We start from the raw sequence: 15,173 nt of genomic DNA on the forward strand, positions 1-15,173 counted from the left end.
CGGTGTGCTCCTCACAGTCGGTCCGCCGAAGCGGGGTCAGTGGTCCTGACCAGTTCCACGCGGGAGGTCCGCGCGGGGGTGCCGGGGCGGTCGCCGTCGACGACGACCTCCGCCGGCAGGGGGTGGCCCAGGAAGGCCACGAGGCTGGCGCACAGGCCGTAGGCGCCGACGTTCGGCACCGCGACCAGGTCGCCGGGGGTCAGTACGGGCAGCTTCGCGCCGCGGGACCAGGTGTCCAGCGGGGTGCACAGCGGGCCGGCGACGAGCGCGTCCAGCACGTCCGGGCCGGCCGGGCCGAGCAGGCGGGGCGCGAGCGGGGGCAGCCGCCGCAGCCCCGACATGCCGCCGAGGTGGTTGATGCCGGACTCGAGCACGACGATGTCCTTGCCCTGCGAGCGCTTGACGTCCAGCACCGCCGTGACGAGGGTGCCCGCCGTGCCGGCCAGGTACCGGCCGGACTCGAAGACGACTTCCGGGCCCTGTTCGCGCCAGCCCGGCAGTTCTTCGGCGAGCAGCGCCTCGAGTCCTTCGCGCAGGCCGGGCAGCTCGACCGCCGTGCCTTCCTTCGCGAACGGGGCGCCGAAACCACCGCCGAGGTCGAGGGTCCGGAAGCGGACCCCGTGCGGGGCCAGGGCTTCCCGCAGCCGCGCGGCGGTGCGCAGCGCGCGGCGGAACTGCCCGATCAGGTCGTCGACCTCGGTGAGGTTCGTGCCCATGTACAGGTGCAGGCCCGCCGCCTCGGCGTGCTCGCCCCCGGCGAAGCGGGCGGGCTCGGCGAGGATCCAGCCGGTGTCGGCGCCGAACTGCGACGGCACGCCGGTCATCGCCAGGCCCTGGCCCGGCACCGGCTGGTCGTCGTTGACGCGCAGCAGGTAGCGGGCGTGGACCCCGGCCTCGCCGGCGAGCCGGTCGAGCTGGGCGACGGCGTGCGGGGAGTCCACGGAGAACTCCCGCACCCCGGCGCGCAGGGCCGCCGCGACCTCGGCGTCCCGCTTGGCGGGGCCGGTGTAGAGCACCTGCGCGCCGGTCCAGCCGGCGTCGAGCGCGGCCCGCAGCTCGCCGGAGGAGCAGACCTCCGGGCGGGCCCCGGCCTCGCGCAACGTGCTCAGCACGTCCGGGTGCGGGTTGGCCTTGAGCGAGTACAGCAGCCCGGTGCCGCGGGGCAGGGCGCCGTCGAGCCGCCGGTGGTTGCGGCGGACCTCGGCCAGGTCGTAGACGTAGGCGGGGGTGGGCAGCGCGGCGAGGTCGCCGGGCAGGTCCGCGAGCCCCGCGGGACGCTCAGCGAGCAGCTCCACCGGACACCTCCTCGGCCAGCGACGCCAGCGCCTTGCGGTCGACCTTCCCGTTGCCGGTCAGCGGAAGCGCCTCCACCCGCAGGCAGCTCGCCGGGATCTTGAACTCCTCGATCCGGGTGCGCATGCCGTCGAGCACGCCGTCGGCGGCCAGCTCGCCGGTGACGAACAGCAAGGCCGGGCGGGTGTCCTTCGGGACCAGCACGGCGGCTTCCCGGACGCCGGGCACGCCGCGCGCGGCGGTCTCGACCTCGGTCGCGCTGACGCGGAACCCGCGCTCCTTGTAGATGTCGTCGCGGCGGCCGTCGAAGTAGAGGTAGCCCTCCTCATCGAGCCGGCCGTAGTCGCCGGTGCGCAGCTCGGGGAACAACCCGGCCACCCGCGGGAACTTCTCGGCGGTGAGCTCCGGGCGGCGCCAGTACCCGGCCATGACGTTCGGGCCGCGCACCACGATCTCGCCGACCTCGCCGGCGGGCAGCCGCTCGCCCGCCTCGTCGATGACGAACACCTCCGTGCCGGGCAGGGCCCGGCCGCTGGAGCCGGGGCGGGCCAGGTCGCCGTCCACCGGCATGATGGTGGCGCGCTTGCACTCGGTGAGCCCGAACATCAGCTGCACCCGGAGGCCGGGAACGGCTTCGCGCAACGATTCCAGCGTGCCGGTGGGCATCGCCGCGCCGGTGTTCGTCAGCAGCCGCAGCGCGGGGGCGGGCTTCGGGCGGCGCCGCAGCAGCGCGCTGAGCGCTTCGGCGACGGCCGGGACGGCGGGCAGCACGGTCGCGCCGGAGCTCACCAGGTTGCGGACCAGCGACGGCCCGACCTCGGTGGGGGCGCCCAGCACCAGGTGCGACCCCGCCGTGACGGACAGGAAGACCTGGTACAGCCCGTAGTCGAAGGACAGCGGCAGCGGGCTGTAGACGACGTCGTCGGTGCGGTACTCCAGCACCGAAGCGATCGCGCCGGTGGCGAACAGCAGCTGCTGGTGGGTGCTGACCACGGCCTTCGGCAGGGACGTGGTGCCCGAGGTGTAGATCAGGCACACCGGGTCGACCGGCAGCGGGGGAGCGGGTAGGTCGACGGCCCGGCCGGGACCGGCGGCCAGCTCCGCCACCGGGACGGCCGGGACGCCGGCCGCTTCGGCCGAGTGCCGCACGTCTTCGTCGTCGGTCACCACCAGCACCGGCTCGGAATCCGCCAGCACGTGGTCGAGGCTGCTGCCGCGGACCTGTTCGTGCAGCAGGGAAAACGCGACCCCGGCCCGGGCGGCGCCGAAGACCACGGCGGGCAGCAGCGTGCTCGCCGGGGCGTTGATCAGCAGCCGGTCGCCGCGGCGGGCGCCCCGGGCGGCGAGGGAGGCGGCGACCCGCTGGGCGGCGCCGGCGACCTCTTCGTAGGTCGCGGAGGTGCCGCGGCAGGTCAGCGCGGTCCGGTTCGGCCACAGCCGGGCGGCGTGGTCGAGCAGTTCGTGGAGCACTCGCGGTGCGTAGGTCATCGGGTTCCTCCTGCGGCCACGACGGCCCGGCACAGGCCGTCGACGTGGGTGAGTTTTTCCGGGACCAGGTCCTCGGCCGCGAATTCGACGCCGAGGTCGCTCTCGAGCCGCTCGACGATCTCCATCATGCGGAAGGAGCTGAAGCCGGGGATGTCGCCGAGCGTGCGCGCGTCCGCCGGGGGCTCGGTGCCCAGCACGGTCCCGATCACCGCGGTGACGGAGTCCCGGATCGTCACCGGCACGTCGATGGTGTCCACTGTGGATACCGCCGGGGTCTCGACCGGTCCGCTGAACGCGATGTGGTCCGCGGCGAGGCACTCGGCGAGGCGGGGGAACAGCGCGCGCGGCTCCTCGCGGCCCGCGCTCACCCGGCGGCTGGCCAGGTAGACCTGCTTCGCGATCGCGTCCCACTCGGCCAGGTGCGCCCGCACCGGATCGGTGTCCAGACCCATGGCCGCGGCGTGCAGGCGGCGGCTGCGGGCGAGCAGCCAGGTCTGCAGGGTCAGTCCCCGCATCGCCCGCTCGCGGTCGGGGTGGTCGGCGTAGGTCGCCACGAACGTGTCGGCTTCGGCCAGCTCCACCAGGGGCGTCCGCGCCGCCGGGGGCTCCCCGGCGGCGAGCTCGAACGTCAGCGCGCCCTCGGGAAGCGCTTCCGCGAACTCCGCGTGGCCGAGCGTCCACCGGCCCGGCCGGGCCGCACCCCACTCGGTGTCGTTGTGGTAGCCGTCCACGACGGTCACGCCGTCCTCGGCCGGCTCGACCAGGAAGCTGTGCTCCAGGTGCTTCCTGCGGTGGTAGGGGACCCAGGGCAGGTGGTAGGCGTCCGCCACCGCGTAGCAGCCGGGGCCGGGTTCGAGCTGGGCGGCGGTGTCGATCCGGGCGCGCCGGGTGACGCGCAACCCCAGCAGGGCGGCCGATTCCGTCACGTGGTCGTCGACCCGCGGCTCGACGGTGGGCAGCCCGTCCGCGCCCGGTCGGGGCCAGAAGCGCAGCAGCCGGCCCAGCGCGAGGTGCGTGCCGTCGCCGTGCCGCCGGTCGGCGAGCTCGGCCAGGTTCACCTGGACGCAGTCGAAGAGGCGGTGGTCCATCGGGTCAGAAGGCATGTCCACTCCCGGCGATCGCGAGTCCCGGGACCGGCTGCAGCCGGTCCATGGCCGTGACCAGCGCCTGCTCCGCGGGCGGCTCGGTGGTGAGCTCGCCGTCGAGCAGCTGCTGGTACGCGGAGAGGTCGAGGTAGCCGTGCCCGCTCACGCAGGCGACGACGCCGCGGGACGAACCGCCGTCGGCCGCCAGGCGTGCGGCGACGGCCAGCGCGTGCCCGGACTCCGGTGCGGGCAGCACCATCTCCGACCGGGTGAAGGTCTGGCCGGCCTGCAGCGCTTCGACCTGCCCGACAGCCTGCGCGGTGACCTGGTCGCGGTGCCGCATGGCGGAAATGACCTTCGCGGCGCCGTGGAAGCGCAGGCCCGCCGAATGCGAGTCGGGGATCGGGTAGCTGCTGCCGATGGTGTACATCGCCTCCATCGGGCTGACCCCGGTGGCGTCGGTCTTGTCGTAGGCGTAGACGCCGCGGGTGAGCTTCGGGGTGGTGCTGGACTCCGCGGCCACCAGCCGCGGGCACTCCGTCCCGGTCGTGGCGGCGTCGGCGAAGAAGGGCAACGCGATCCCGCCGAAGTTCGAGCCGGCGCCGACGCAGCCGACCACACTGTCCACAGTGGCCTCCAGCTCGGCGAGCTGGTCGATGGCCTCCAGCCCGATGACGGACTGGTGCAGGATGCTGTAGGTTTCGCCGCTGCCGATGCAGAACGCGGCCCCTTCGGTGCGCCCGGCGTATTCGACGGCCTCGCCGATGGCCAGCGCGAGGCTGTTCACCCCGCCGCCGACGCGGGCGGCCACGTCGGTCAGGTCGCTCGGACTGGCGTGCACGGTGGCGCCGAGTGCCCGCATCAGCGTGCCGCGGTAGGGCTTCTTCTGCAGGCTCGTGCCCACCATGAACACGCGGCAGCGCAACCCGAACATCGCGCAGGCGGCGGCGAGCGCGGTGCCCCACTGCCCGGCCCCGGTGCCGGTGACCAGCTCCTTGACCCCGGCCTTCGCGTAGTAGTGGGCTTGCGCGAGCGCGGTGTTCAGCTTGTGGCTGCCGGAGATGTTGCCGCCTTCGTACTTGACGTAGATCGGCACCCGCGCGCCGACGGCGTCCTCGAACCGGCGGGCCCGCCACAGCGGCGTGGGCCGGAAGGCGCGGTAGGCGTCGAACACCTCGGCGGGGATGTCCCAGAACTCGCGGTTCTGGGTGGACTGGCGCACCAGCGCGAACGGCAGGTTCACCGCCACGCCGTCCGAGCCGCCGGCGGGCGACTCCGGGCTCTGGTCCGGGGGCAGCGGCTCGTCCAGGTGCGGCAGCACGCTGCGCCAGCTGGCGGGCGGGGAAACGGTGTTCATCGCAGGGCCTCCGTCCCACGGGTTCCTTCGGCGACGACGTCCACGAGGTCGTCGACCGTCTTGAACGTGCGGCCGACGAACAGGTCGTCGGGCAGCTCGACGTCGAGCGCGTCCTCCAGGTGCACGAGCATGCCGACGAACCCCAGCGAGTTGAGGTGCAGCAGGTCGCCGTTGAGCGGCTCGTCGTCGTGGATCTCCTCCGGCGCCAGCGAAAGCCGCGATTCGGCGATCACCACGCGTTTCACGGAATCGGAGACCGTTTCACGATCTGGTCCGTTCGTCATCGTTTCCCTCCTGTTTTCGTGATTCGGGCGGGTTCTCCGGTCAGGAATTCGTCGAGATGGGTCAGTAGAGCGGGAAGCGCTTTCCGGTCGAAAACGTCGAAGTGACCGCACTCCAGTTCGCGGACCCGCAGCCGGGCGGACAACCGCGTCCAGTTCTCGACCTGGGTCCGGCGCTGCGGGCCCGCGCAGGCCACCAGCAGCGCGGGGCCGGGGTGGGTGCTGGTGACCCGGTGCCGTCCCGACGCGGTGACGTGCGCGTGCGCGGTGGCTTCGGCCCAGCGCTGGTCGCGGGGCGCGACCCTGGCGTGCACCGATCGCATGATCCGCTCGACGACCGCGGCCCGGTCCGTCGTGCCGAACTCGTCGCGCCGGGTGAAGCTGTCGATCATCACGACGGCGGGGGCCGGTCCGGTCGTGGACAGGCGCGCGCCGAGTTCCCAGGCGAGAACGCCGCCCATGGACCAGCCCACGAGCAGCTCCGGGCGGCGGGGCAGGGTGTCCAGCAGCGGCAGGTACCGCTCGGCCATGGTTTCGACGTCGTCATCGGGCCGTTCGCCGGCGAACAACCCGCCGGCCCGGATGCCGCTGACGCCGTGGCCGCGGGCGAGCCGCAGGGCGAGCGGCGTGTACGGGCTCAGGCCGCCACCGCCGGGGTGCACCAGAACCGCTTGCGCGGCGTGCGGACGCCGGCTGAGCGGAACCAGCAACGGCGGTGGCGCGAGCCGCGCCGGGGCCGACATCAGCTCGCCTCGCGCAGCCGGCCGTTGGCCTCGATCACCCAGCAGTAGTTCACCAGCGCGGCCAGCGTGATCGGCCCGCGGGCGTGCAGCCGGCTCGTGCTGATCGCGATCTCCGAGCCCAGCTCCAGCGTCGGCCCGTCGTTGAGGCGCAACGACCCGTTGACGACGATCGTCGCCGCGTCCACCCGGTCGGTGAACTCGCCGGTGACCGCCGGGTCGGTGGCCGCGATCGCCTCGCTGTGGCCGGAACCGTGGCGCTGGATGAACTCCACGGCCTCGCCGGGGGAGTCCACCGCCACCACGCCGACCGTGCTGTCGAGGAACTCGCGGCCCAGGTCGTGCTCGCCCAGCGGTTCCACCCGCCAGTCGCCGCTGGTTTCCGGCCGCTGGAGGCCTTCGCCGACCCGCACGGTCAACGGCCTGCCGTCGCGGCGGGCACCGTCGAGCAGGGCCGTCACGAAGTCGTCGGCCACCGGGCGGTCGACCAGCGCGATCTCGAGCGAGGTGCAGCCGGCCGGGGCGGGCAGCTTGCTGTCCAGCGCGATCGCGACCGCCTGGGCCAGGTCGGCGCTGCGGTGCACGTACAGGTGGTTGACGCCGCCGCCGCTGGCCAGCACCGGGATGGTGCTCGCGCGGTGGCAGTAGTCGATGAGGGACGGGCTGCCGCGGGGGATCAGCACGTCGATCGCGTCCGGACGGCGCAGCAGTTCCCGCAGCACCGAGCGGCTGGGGTCGTCCAGCACGGTGACCAGGCCCGCCGGCAGTCCCGCGTCTTCCAGTGCGGCGGTGACGGCGGCGCCGAGTTCGGCGTTGGTCCGCGCGATCTCCTTGCCACCGCGCAGGATCACCGCGTTCCCGGCGGCGGCGTTGAGCAGCGCGCCTTCGACGGTGACCGTCGGGCGAGCCTCGAAGATCATCAGCACCACGCCCAGCGGCCGCGGCACGCGGTGGCGCACGCCCCAGTCGCCGATCGGGGTGCCCGGCGGGCGGCTGGTCAGCTCGCGCAGCTCGCCGGCGACCGTCGAGGTCATGGTGACCAGCCCGTCGAGGTGCTCCTCGGTCAGCCGGAGCCGGTCGACGAGCACGTCGGGGAGGCCCTGGTCCCGCGCTCGTCCCACGTCGGTGTCGTTGGCGGCGCGGATCCGCGGCCACGCCGTGGTGAGCCGGTGGGCCAGGCTGGTGCAGAACCGCCCGTACGCCTCGGTGCCCAGCGGCGGTGCCGCGGTGGTCGCCGCCCGTGCGGCGTCGATGATCTCGTCGACCATTGTTCTCCCGATCTCGATTTCCCCCGTCGGATACTTCACGTTCTCAGCGGGAAATGATCGGGGCAAACGTGATCATGGACCTATTGATGGGGTCATCAATAGTTTTGATGACCCCATTCGCGGCCCCTTGTTCCGCGGTTTCAAACGTTGACTACGCGGAAATTTGCTTGGAGTGTCTTGGGGCATGGAACATCGTCGACTCGGCCGAAGCGGCCTCTCCGTGAGCAGGATTTCCTACGGCAACTGGATCACCCACGGCTCGCAAGTGGCGGAAGAAGAAGCCCGTAACTGCGTGGAAGCGGCGCTGGACGCCGGGATCACCACGTTCGACACCGCCGACATGTACGCCAACACCCGCGCCGAAGAGGTGCTGGGCCGCGCGCTGTCGGGCCGCCGCCGCGAGAGCCTGGAGATCTGCACCAAGGTCTACTGGCCGACGGGACCCGGCGGCCCCAACGACCAAGGACTGGGACGCAAGCACATCATGGAGTCCGCGCACGGCTCCCTGCGCCGGCTCCAGACCGACTACCTCGACCTCTACCAAGCCCACCAGTTCGACCCGACGGTCGAGCTGGAGGAGACCATGCTGGCCTTCGCCGACCTGGTGCGGCAGGGCAAAATCCTCTACGTCGGCGTTTCGGAGTGGACCGCCGAGCAGATCACCCGAGCCGCCGCGCTGGCCCGCGAACTGCGCGTGCCGCTGATTTCCAGCCAGACGCAGTATTCGATGCTGTGGCGGGTCATCGAGGCCCAGGTCATCCCGGCCTGTGAACGCGAAGGCATGGGCCAGCTCGTCTGGTCCCCGATGGCCCAGGGCGTGCTCACCGGCAAGTACCTGCCGGGCCGGCAGCCGCCGCCCGGCTCCCGCGCCACCGACGGCGAAGGAAGCGGTTACATGGTCCGCTGGCTGCAGGACGACGTGCTGCGCCGCGTGCAGGAACTGCGGCCGGTCGCCGAGCAGCTCGGCCTGACCATGGCGCAGCTGGCGCTGGCCTGGGTGCTGCAGAACCCCAACGTCGCCACCGCGATAACCGGTGCCTCGCGCCCGGAGCAGCTCACGGACAACCTCAAGGCCGTGGACGTCGTGCTCGACGACGCGGTGCTGCGGAAGATCGACGAGCTGCTCGACGGCGTCAGCCGCTTCGACCCGACGTTCATCGGCGTGCCGCTGACCGCCCTCGTCTGACCCCAGGGAGTACGCGTGTCCGAGACCGAGTGGGCCTACGACGGGAAGCGCTACCGGATGCACCGCTTTCCCGGCGAAGTCCGGGCCCGGATGAAACCCCTCAACCGCAGCGACAACTGGCACGCCGGACTGGCCTGGCTCGAGGACGCCGCCTGGATCGCGGCCTGCGTCTGGCTGTGCGTGGCCGTTTCGTGGTGGTGCTACCCGCTCGCGGTGCTGGTCATCGGCGCGCGCCAGCGGGGGCTGTCCACGATCCTGCACGACTGCGCGCACGGCGTCGGCGCCGCGGACCACCGGGTGCGGATGCTGCTCGGCACCGTGCTCACCGCGTACCCGATCTTCCAGCAGCACTACGCGTACAAGGTTTCGCACGTGTTCACCCACCACCCGCGGCTCGGCGACCCGGACCGCGACCCGGACCTGCGGTTCTTCATCGAGCAGGGTGCGTACCGGGCCGCCTCGCCGCGGACCTACGTCCGCCGGGTGGTGCTGGTCCCGTTGCTCGGCTCGCAGACGTGGGCCTACCTGCGGTACCTGGTCCGCAACCGCTACCAGGTGCTGCGTGCGGGCCGGACGGAGGAGGTGCCCCAGGTCCAGCGCCGCAAGCGGGTGCTCGACCGGGCCGGCTTCTGGGGGTTCTGGGCCGTCGTCGCCGCGGTGTGCTGGTCGCAGGGGTGGCTCGGCGAACTGCTGCTGTTCTGGTTCGTCCCCTACCTGACGAGCTTCCAGATCCTGGGCTGGTACATCGAACTGTCCGAGCACACCCCGCTCGTCCGGGACGCCCGCGTCGACCTGCACATGACGCGCAACCGCAAGAGCCGCGGCTGGGAGAAGTTCCTCACCGGCATCCACAACGACAACTACCACCTGGAACACCACCTCGATCCGCGCACGCCGTTCTGGAACCTCGGCAAGGCGAGGCGGGTGCGGCTGGCCGATCCGGACTACGCCGCGGTCGACGCCGTGCTGGGCGGGCTGTTCACCCGGGGTCCGCAGGGGCAGCCCAGCGCCGTAAGCGCGATCGTCACGTCCATGTCCGAACCGAGGGAGCTTTCCCATGCCGGTCACTGAACGGCCCGCCAGCACACCGAAGGAGTTCCGGCGGCCCGAATCCGCCGTGATGCACGCGGGCGCCGAGCTGCGCGCCGGCCCGACCGCGCCGGTGATCACGCCGATCTTCCAGACCGCGGCCTACGAGCTGCCCGGCACCGGTGCCGCCGCGGGCATCTTCGACCTCAGCGAGGACGGGCACGCCTACACCCGCCTCAACAACCCGACCTGCGACGTGCTCGAAGCGCGGATCGCCGCCGTGGACGGCGCCCCGGCGGCGCTGGCCGTCTCCACCGGGCAGGCCGCGACCACCGTGGCGCTGCTCAACCTGTGCCGGGCCGGGGACAACATCGTCAGCTCCGACGAACTCTACGGCGGCACGTGGAACCTGCTGGCCAACACCTTCGCGCGGTTCGGCGTCGAAACCCGGTTCGTCAGCCCGGAAGACCCGAAGAACTTCGCCGCCGCCACGGACGAGCGCACCCGCGCCTACTTCGGCGAGACCCTGCCCAACCCGAAGCTGCGCATCTTCCCGATCGAAGACGTCGCCGGGCTCGCGGAGCAGGCCGGCGTGCCGCTGGTGCTGGACAACACGCTGCTCCCGATGGTCTGCAACCCGCTGGACTTCGGCGCGAACATCCTGGTGTATTCGGCGACGAAGTACATCGGCGGCCACGGCAGCGCGCTGGGCGGGCTCATCGTGGACGGCGGCACCTTCGACTGGACGCGCCACGCCGAGCGGCACCCGCTGCTGACCGAGCCGGACCCCGCGCACGGCGGCGCGGTGTGGACCGAGACCGGCGCCGGGCTCGACAGCGCGCTCGGCCGCAGCCCCTACCTGCTCAAAGCGCGGGAAACGCTGCTGCGCGACCTCGGGGCGTGCCTGAGCCCGTTCAACGCCTTCCTGCTCATCCAAGGCATCGAGACGCTCCCGCTCCGGATGCGCGCGCACGGGGAGAACGCGGCCGCGGTCGCGCGGTTCCTCGCCGCGCACCCGGCGGTGTCCTCGGTCAGCCACCCGGCCCTGGCCGGCGGCGAGCAGCAGGACCTGCTGCGGCGCTACCTCGGCGGCAACGGCGGCCCGCTGGTGCAGTTCGAGCTCACCGGCGGGCAGGCGGCGGGCCGCCGGTTCATCGAGGCGCTCCGCCTGTTCGCGCACGTCACGAACATCGGCGACGTCCGGTCGATGGCGACGCACCCGGCGTCCACCACCCACGCCCAGCTGCCGGTGGCCGACCAGCTCGCGGCGGGCGTCACCCCGGGCTCGATCCGGCTGTCGCTCGGCCTGGAGCACCCCGACGACCTGCTCGAAGACCTCACCCGCGCGCTGGAGCGGGCCCGGTGAGCGCCCGGCCGCTGGTCGCGCTCGCCGCGTCGGCCGAATCCGTCGACGGGGTACCGCACACGGCGGTGCGCGAGGTCTACGTCCGGGCGCTGGAACGGGTTTCCGGCTGCGCGGTGGCCGTCGTGGGCGGTCCGGCGCCGGGGCTGGTGGACGTGCTCGACCGGTTCGACGGCGTCGTGTTCGGCGGGCACCAGATCGACGTGGCGCCCCCGCGCTACGGCGGCTGGCCCCGCCTCGCCCCGGTCGACCCGGACCGCGACGAACTCGCGCTGCGGGTGCTGCCCGCCGCGCTGCGGGCGGGGCTGCCGGTGCTGGGGATCTGCCGCGGGCTGCAGGAGCTGAACGTCGCTCTGGGCGGCACGCTGCGCGACCTGCCCGACGGCTCGCACCGCGAGGACGTTTCGCAGCCCCGGGACCGGCAGTACCGGCCCGCGCACGACGTCCACCTGCCCGAAGGCGGCGTGCTGCGGCAGCTGCTGGGGTACGCGAAGGTGCCGGTGAATTCCCTGCACCACCAGGCCATCGACCGCGTCGCCCCGGACCTGCGGGTGGAGGCGGTGGCCGACGACGGGGTGATCGAGGCGGGCTCGGCGGGCGACGGGTTCTGCCTCGCGGTGCAGTGGCACCCGGAGTGGTACGCGGAGACGGACCCGGTCTCGACGGCGATCTTCCACGCATTCGGCGTCGCGGCCCGGTTGGCCGCTCGTCAGGACTTTCCCTTGCCCCGCCCCATGTCCAGCATCGGCATGAACAGCTGAGCGAGCGGCCCGATCGCGCAGGCGTACAGCAGGGTCCCGATGCCCACGGTGGCGCCGAGGGCGAACCCGATCACGAGCACGGCGATCTCGATGCCCCACCGCACCGCCCAGATCGGGTACCCCCGCTGCGCGAGCCCGGTCATCAGCCCGTCCCGCGGCCCGGGGCCGGCTTGGGCCCCGATGTAGCAGCCGGTGGCGAAGCCGTTCAGCACGATGCCCGCCACGAGCACGACCCAGCGCAGCCACAGCTGCCCGAACGGCGGCAGGACGGCGAGTGCGAGGTCCATCGAGGTGCCGACGAGCAGGACATTGCAGAGCGTGCCGAGTCCGGGTTTCTGGCGCAGCGGGATCCACAGGAGGAGGACGAGGGCGCCGATGAGGTTGGTCCAGACCCCGATGCTGAGCCCGGCGGTGCGGGTCAGCCCTTGGGCGAGCGCGTCCCACGGTTCGACGCCCAGCCCCGCGGCCACGACCATGGCGTCGCTGACGCCGTAGAGGACCAGTCCGGAGAGGAGCTGGGACAGGCGCCGGACGGGCCTGCCGGGTGGTACCAACGGCGACTGCACCAGTTCGGCCACCCGCACGCGTGATCCTTCCGTTCGGCGTTTTCCCATCGTGCCACCCGCACCGCGACGCTGCGCGCCCGGCGTCCACGGCGAAGTGTGCGAGGGTGGAGGGGACCACCGACGAAAGAGGATCGATGCACCGGCTCACCGTGCTCTACCCGCCGCCCGCCGACGAAGCCCACTTCCGGGAGTACTACGAGGGCACCCACCTGCCGCTGGCCGCGAAGCTGCCCGGCCTGCTGCGCTCGCAGTACTCCTTCGACGTGGCCTCGCTCGCCGGGGACCGCAAGTACTTCGCGGTCTTCCACGCCGACTTCGAGTCGGCCGAGACCATGGCCGCCGCGCTCGGTTCCGAAGCGGGCAAGGCCGTGGCCGCGGACGTCCCGAACTACGCCACCGGCGGGGTGGAGATGATCCACTACCCGCTCAGCGGCGACCGCTGATCGTGCTCGCGCCGGCGTAGCGCGCCTCGGCACCCAGCTCTTCCTCGATGCGGATGAGCTGGTTGTACTTGGCCGTGCGGTCGGCGCGGGACAGCGAGCCGGTCTTGATCTGCCCGCAGTTGGTGGCGACGGCGAGGTCGGCGATCGTGGTGTCCTCGGTTTCGCCGGAGCGGTGGGACATGACCACGGAGTAGCCCGCCTTGTGCGCGGTTTCCACGGTGGTCAGCGTTTCGGTGAGGGTGCCGATCTGGTTGACCTTGACCAGGATCGAGTTGCCGATGCCGCGTTCGATGCCGTCGTCGAGCAGGTTCACGTTGGTGCAGAAGACATCGTCGCCGACGAGCTGGACGCGGTCGCCGATGGTGTCGGTCAGCTGCTTCCAGCCGGCGTAGTCGTCCTGGGCCAGACCGTCCTCGATGGACACGATGGGGTAGCGGGCGGTCAGGTCGGCGAGGTAGGCGACGTGCTCCTCGACGCTGCGCTTGCGGCCTTCGCCGGTGTAGTCGTAGACCTCGCCGGTGTAGAACTCCGACGCGGCCGGGTCGAGCAGGAGGGCGATGTCCTCGCCGGGGGTGTAGCCGGACTGCTCGATGGCGCGCAGCACGAACTCGAGCGCCTCGTCGGCCGAACTCAGGTTGGGCGCGAACCCGCCTTCGTCGCCGACGTTGGTGCTGTGCCCGGCGTCGTGCAGCGACTTGCGCAGCGTGTGGAAGACCTCGGAGCCCATCCGCACGGCCTCGGCGAACGTCGGCGCGCCGACCGGGCCGATCATGAACTCCTGGAAGTCGATCGGGTTGTCCGCGTGCGCGCCGCCGTTGATGATGTTCATCATCGGCATCGGCAGCAGGTGGGCGAACACCCCGCCGGCGTAGCGGTACAGCGGCAGGGAGCTGGCGGCCGCGGCCGCCTTGACCACCGCGAGCGACACACCCAGCGTCGCGTTCGCGCCGAGGCGGGCCTTGTTGGCGGTGCCGTCCAGCGCGATCAGCGCGCGGTCGACCTCCGCCTGCGCTTCGGCGTCCAGGCCGACGACCGCCTCGGCGATCTCGGTGTTGACGGCGTCGACGGCCTTGCGCACGCCCTTGCCGTGGAACCGGCTCTTGTCCCCGTCGCGCAGCTCGACCGCTTCCCGGGTGCCGGTGGACGCGCCCGAAGGCACCGCGGCCCGGCCGAGCGAGCCGTCCGCCAGCTCGACGTCGACCTCGACGGTCGGGTTGCCCCGGCTGTCCAGGACTTCGCGGCCCTTGACCCGGACGATGGCAGTCATTCGCGCTCCTCGGTGAGTTCGCCTAGCGGGGCGGCGCCACGGTGAGCCGCGAGAACAGGCGCGAGGCTAGCAGAAATCTCTGAATCGATCCCGAACTTTTCGTGGCCGGTCTAGGGTGGGGACATGGTCGATCCGTGGCGCGCGATCGGAGTGGTGCACACGTCCCGGCGGGACCTGGAGCGCACGCCGGTCCAGGCGGGCGCGAACCGGGCCGAGGAGGGCACGCTCGAGATCCACGAGCCGTACGTCGAAGGCCTGGCCGGACTGGCCGGCTTCGACTACGCGTGGCTGCTGACCTGGCTCGACCGCCCGGACACCCCCGGTCCGCCGTCGTTGACGCAGGTCCCGTACCTGCTGCGGCGAACGGGCCGCCGGCTCGGCATCTTCGCCACCCGTGGCCCCCGGCGCCCGAACCCGATCGGCCTCAGCCTGGTGCGCATCCTCGACGTCACCGGTGCGACGATCCGCTTCGCCGGCGTCGACCTGCTCGACGGCACGCCGGTCGTCGACCTCAAGCCCTACGTGGCGCGGTTCGACCGCCCGCCGGGGGAGCCGGCCTGCGGGTGGTTCGACGAGGTGGCGGTACCGGACGGCGTGACCCCGGCCGACCTGGCGGGTCCGGCGGCCGGCCGGCCCGGTTCGGTTTAGAGTCGGGTTCGCCCCCGCAGTCCCGAGCAGAGGAGTCCGCATGCAAGGAGTCGACCCCGCGGTGCCGCCGAGTGGCCCCGGCTGCGCGGACTGCGACGCCGCGGACCCGCAGGGCTGGTGGTTCCACCTCCGCCGGTGCGCGGCCTGCGGCCACATCGGCTGCTGCGACTCCTCACCCGGCCAGCACGCGAGCGCCCACGCCGCGTCCTCGGGACACCGGATCGTGCGCAGCTTCGAACCGGGGGAGGAGTGGTTCTGGGACTACGAGGAGGAGGCGATGTACGAGTCCGGTCCCGCGCTGGCCGCCCCGGAACACCGCCCGCTCACCCAGGCGGCCCCGGGCCCGGCGGACCGGCTCCCCGAGGACTGGCCCCAGCGCCTGCACCGCTGACGCGAAG

The 15,173-nt window shown here is 72.5% G+C and carries 16 protein-coding genes; 7 read left to right on the plus strand and 9 right to left on the minus strand.

What is annotated here, in order from left to right; all coding sequences use genetic code 11:
• Positions 1–11 precede the first annotated feature (11 nt).
• Genes SD460_RS22190 through SD460_RS22220 form a run of 7 tightly spaced genes read right to left on the minus strand, consistent with a single transcriptional unit; the run spans position 12 to position 7,551 of the window.
• The gene (locus SD460_RS22190; RefSeq protein ID WP_318306661.1) at positions 12–1,295 is read right to left on the minus strand and encodes a type III PLP-dependent enzyme domain-containing protein; all 1,284 of its coding nucleotides are present in this window, start codon (positions 1,293–1,295) and stop codon (positions 12–14) included.
• Complete coding sequence (locus SD460_RS22195) at positions 1,279–2,781, minus strand: class I adenylate-forming enzyme family protein (RefSeq protein ID WP_318306662.1); 1,503 nt, start codon at positions 2,779–2,781, stop codon at positions 1,279–1,281. The genes SD460_RS22190 and SD460_RS22195 overlap by 17 nt, the downstream gene beginning before the upstream one ends.
• Positions 2,778–3,884, minus strand: coding sequence for an acyl carrier protein (locus tag SD460_RS22200; RefSeq protein WP_318306663.1), 1,107 nt, complete (start codon positions 3,882–3,884; stop codon positions 2,778–2,780). Before SD460_RS22200 ends, SD460_RS22195 begins: the two co-directional genes overlap by 4 nt.
• A complete protein-coding gene (locus tag SD460_RS22205; RefSeq protein WP_290056786.1) occupies positions 3,874–5,223 on the minus strand; it encodes a TrpB-like pyridoxal phosphate-dependent enzyme in 1,350 nt (449 codons plus the stop codon). Before SD460_RS22205 ends, SD460_RS22200 begins: the two co-directional genes overlap by 11 nt.
• Positions 5,220–5,459: an acyl carrier protein gene (locus tag SD460_RS22210; protein WP_290056785.1), complete on the minus strand. Its 240-nt coding sequence runs from the start codon at positions 5,457–5,459 to the stop codon at positions 5,220–5,222. The genes SD460_RS22205 and SD460_RS22210 overlap by 4 nt, the downstream gene beginning before the upstream one ends.
• Positions 5,460–5,503: 44 nt before the next feature.
• Entirely contained in the window at positions 5,504–6,247 is a 744-nt protein-coding gene (locus tag SD460_RS22215; protein ID WP_290056784.1) for an alpha/beta fold hydrolase, read from the minus strand.
• Positions 6,247–7,551, minus strand: a complete 1,305-nt coding sequence (locus tag SD460_RS22220; protein WP_290056783.1) for a glutamate-5-semialdehyde dehydrogenase — start codon at positions 7,549–7,551, stop codon at positions 6,247–6,249. Before SD460_RS22220 ends, SD460_RS22215 begins: the two co-directional genes overlap by 1 nt.
• A gap of 145 nt (positions 7,552–7,696) precedes the next feature.
• Here SD460_RS22220 and SD460_RS22225 point away from each other — a divergent pair, with 145 nt between their 5' ends.
• Genes SD460_RS22225 through SD460_RS22240 form a run of 4 tightly spaced genes read left to right on the plus strand, consistent with a single transcriptional unit; the run spans position 7,697 to position 11,851 of the window.
• Entirely contained in the window at positions 7,697–8,698 is a 1,002-nt protein-coding gene (locus SD460_RS22225; protein ID WP_290056782.1) for an aldo/keto reductase family protein, read from the plus strand.
• A gap of 15 nt (positions 8,699–8,713) precedes the next feature.
• Positions 8,714–9,769: a fatty acid desaturase family protein gene (locus SD460_RS22230; RefSeq protein WP_290056781.1), complete on the plus strand. Its 1,056-nt coding sequence runs from the start codon at positions 8,714–8,716 to the stop codon at positions 9,767–9,769.
• Positions 9,756–11,093 carry an O-acetylhomoserine aminocarboxypropyltransferase/cysteine synthase family protein gene (locus SD460_RS22235; protein WP_290056779.1) on the plus strand — a complete coding sequence of 446 codons (1,338 nt, stop codon included), beginning with the start codon at positions 9,756–9,758 and terminating at the stop codon, positions 11,091–11,093. The genes SD460_RS22230 and SD460_RS22235 overlap by 14 nt, the downstream gene beginning before the upstream one ends.
• Positions 11,090–11,851, plus strand: a complete 762-nt coding sequence (locus SD460_RS22240) for a gamma-glutamyl-gamma-aminobutyrate hydrolase family protein (protein ID WP_318306664.1) — start codon at positions 11,090–11,092, stop codon at positions 11,849–11,851. Before SD460_RS22235 ends, SD460_RS22240 begins: the two co-directional genes overlap by 4 nt.
• On the opposite strand, the gene yczE is transcribed toward SD460_RS22240, so the two are convergent.
• Positions 11,800–12,435, minus strand: a complete 636-nt coding sequence (gene yczE / locus SD460_RS22245) for a membrane protein YczE (protein ID WP_290056776.1) — start codon at positions 12,433–12,435, stop codon at positions 11,800–11,802. The two genes, SD460_RS22240 and yczE, sit on opposite strands and share 52 nt — an antisense overlap.
• A 116-nt stretch (positions 12,436–12,551) precedes the next feature.
• Between yczE and SD460_RS22250 the strand changes: the two genes are divergently transcribed.
• Positions 12,552–12,860, plus strand: a complete 309-nt coding sequence (locus SD460_RS22250; RefSeq protein ID WP_290056775.1) for an EthD family reductase — start codon at positions 12,552–12,554, stop codon at positions 12,858–12,860.
• On the opposite strand, the gene eno is transcribed toward SD460_RS22250, so the two are convergent.
• Positions 12,844–14,127 (minus strand): phosphopyruvate hydratase, encoded by a 1,284-nt coding sequence (eno, locus tag SD460_RS22255; RefSeq protein WP_318306665.1) that lies wholly within the window; start codon positions 14,125–14,127, stop codon positions 12,844–12,846. The genes SD460_RS22250 and eno overlap by 17 nt on opposite strands.
• A gap of 123 nt (positions 14,128–14,250) precedes the next feature.
• On the opposite strand from eno, the gene tsaA reads away from it, so the two are divergent.
• Entirely contained in the window at positions 14,251–14,775 is a 525-nt protein-coding gene (gene tsaA, locus SD460_RS22260; RefSeq protein ID WP_290056772.1) for a tRNA (N6-threonylcarbamoyladenosine(37)-N6)-methyltransferase TrmO, read from the plus strand.
• Between the two features lie 40 nt (positions 14,776–14,815).
• On the plus strand, positions 14,816–15,166 hold the full coding sequence (locus SD460_RS22265; protein WP_290056770.1) for a UBP-type zinc finger domain-containing protein: 351 nt from the start codon (positions 14,816–14,818) through the stop codon (positions 15,164–15,166).
• The last annotated feature ends 7 nt before the right edge of the window (positions 15,167–15,173 follow it).

The sequence above is a fragment of the Amycolatopsis solani genome, assembly GCF_033441515.1.
Classification (GTDB): Bacteria; Actinomycetota; Actinomycetes; order Mycobacteriales; family Pseudonocardiaceae; genus Amycolatopsis; species Amycolatopsis solani.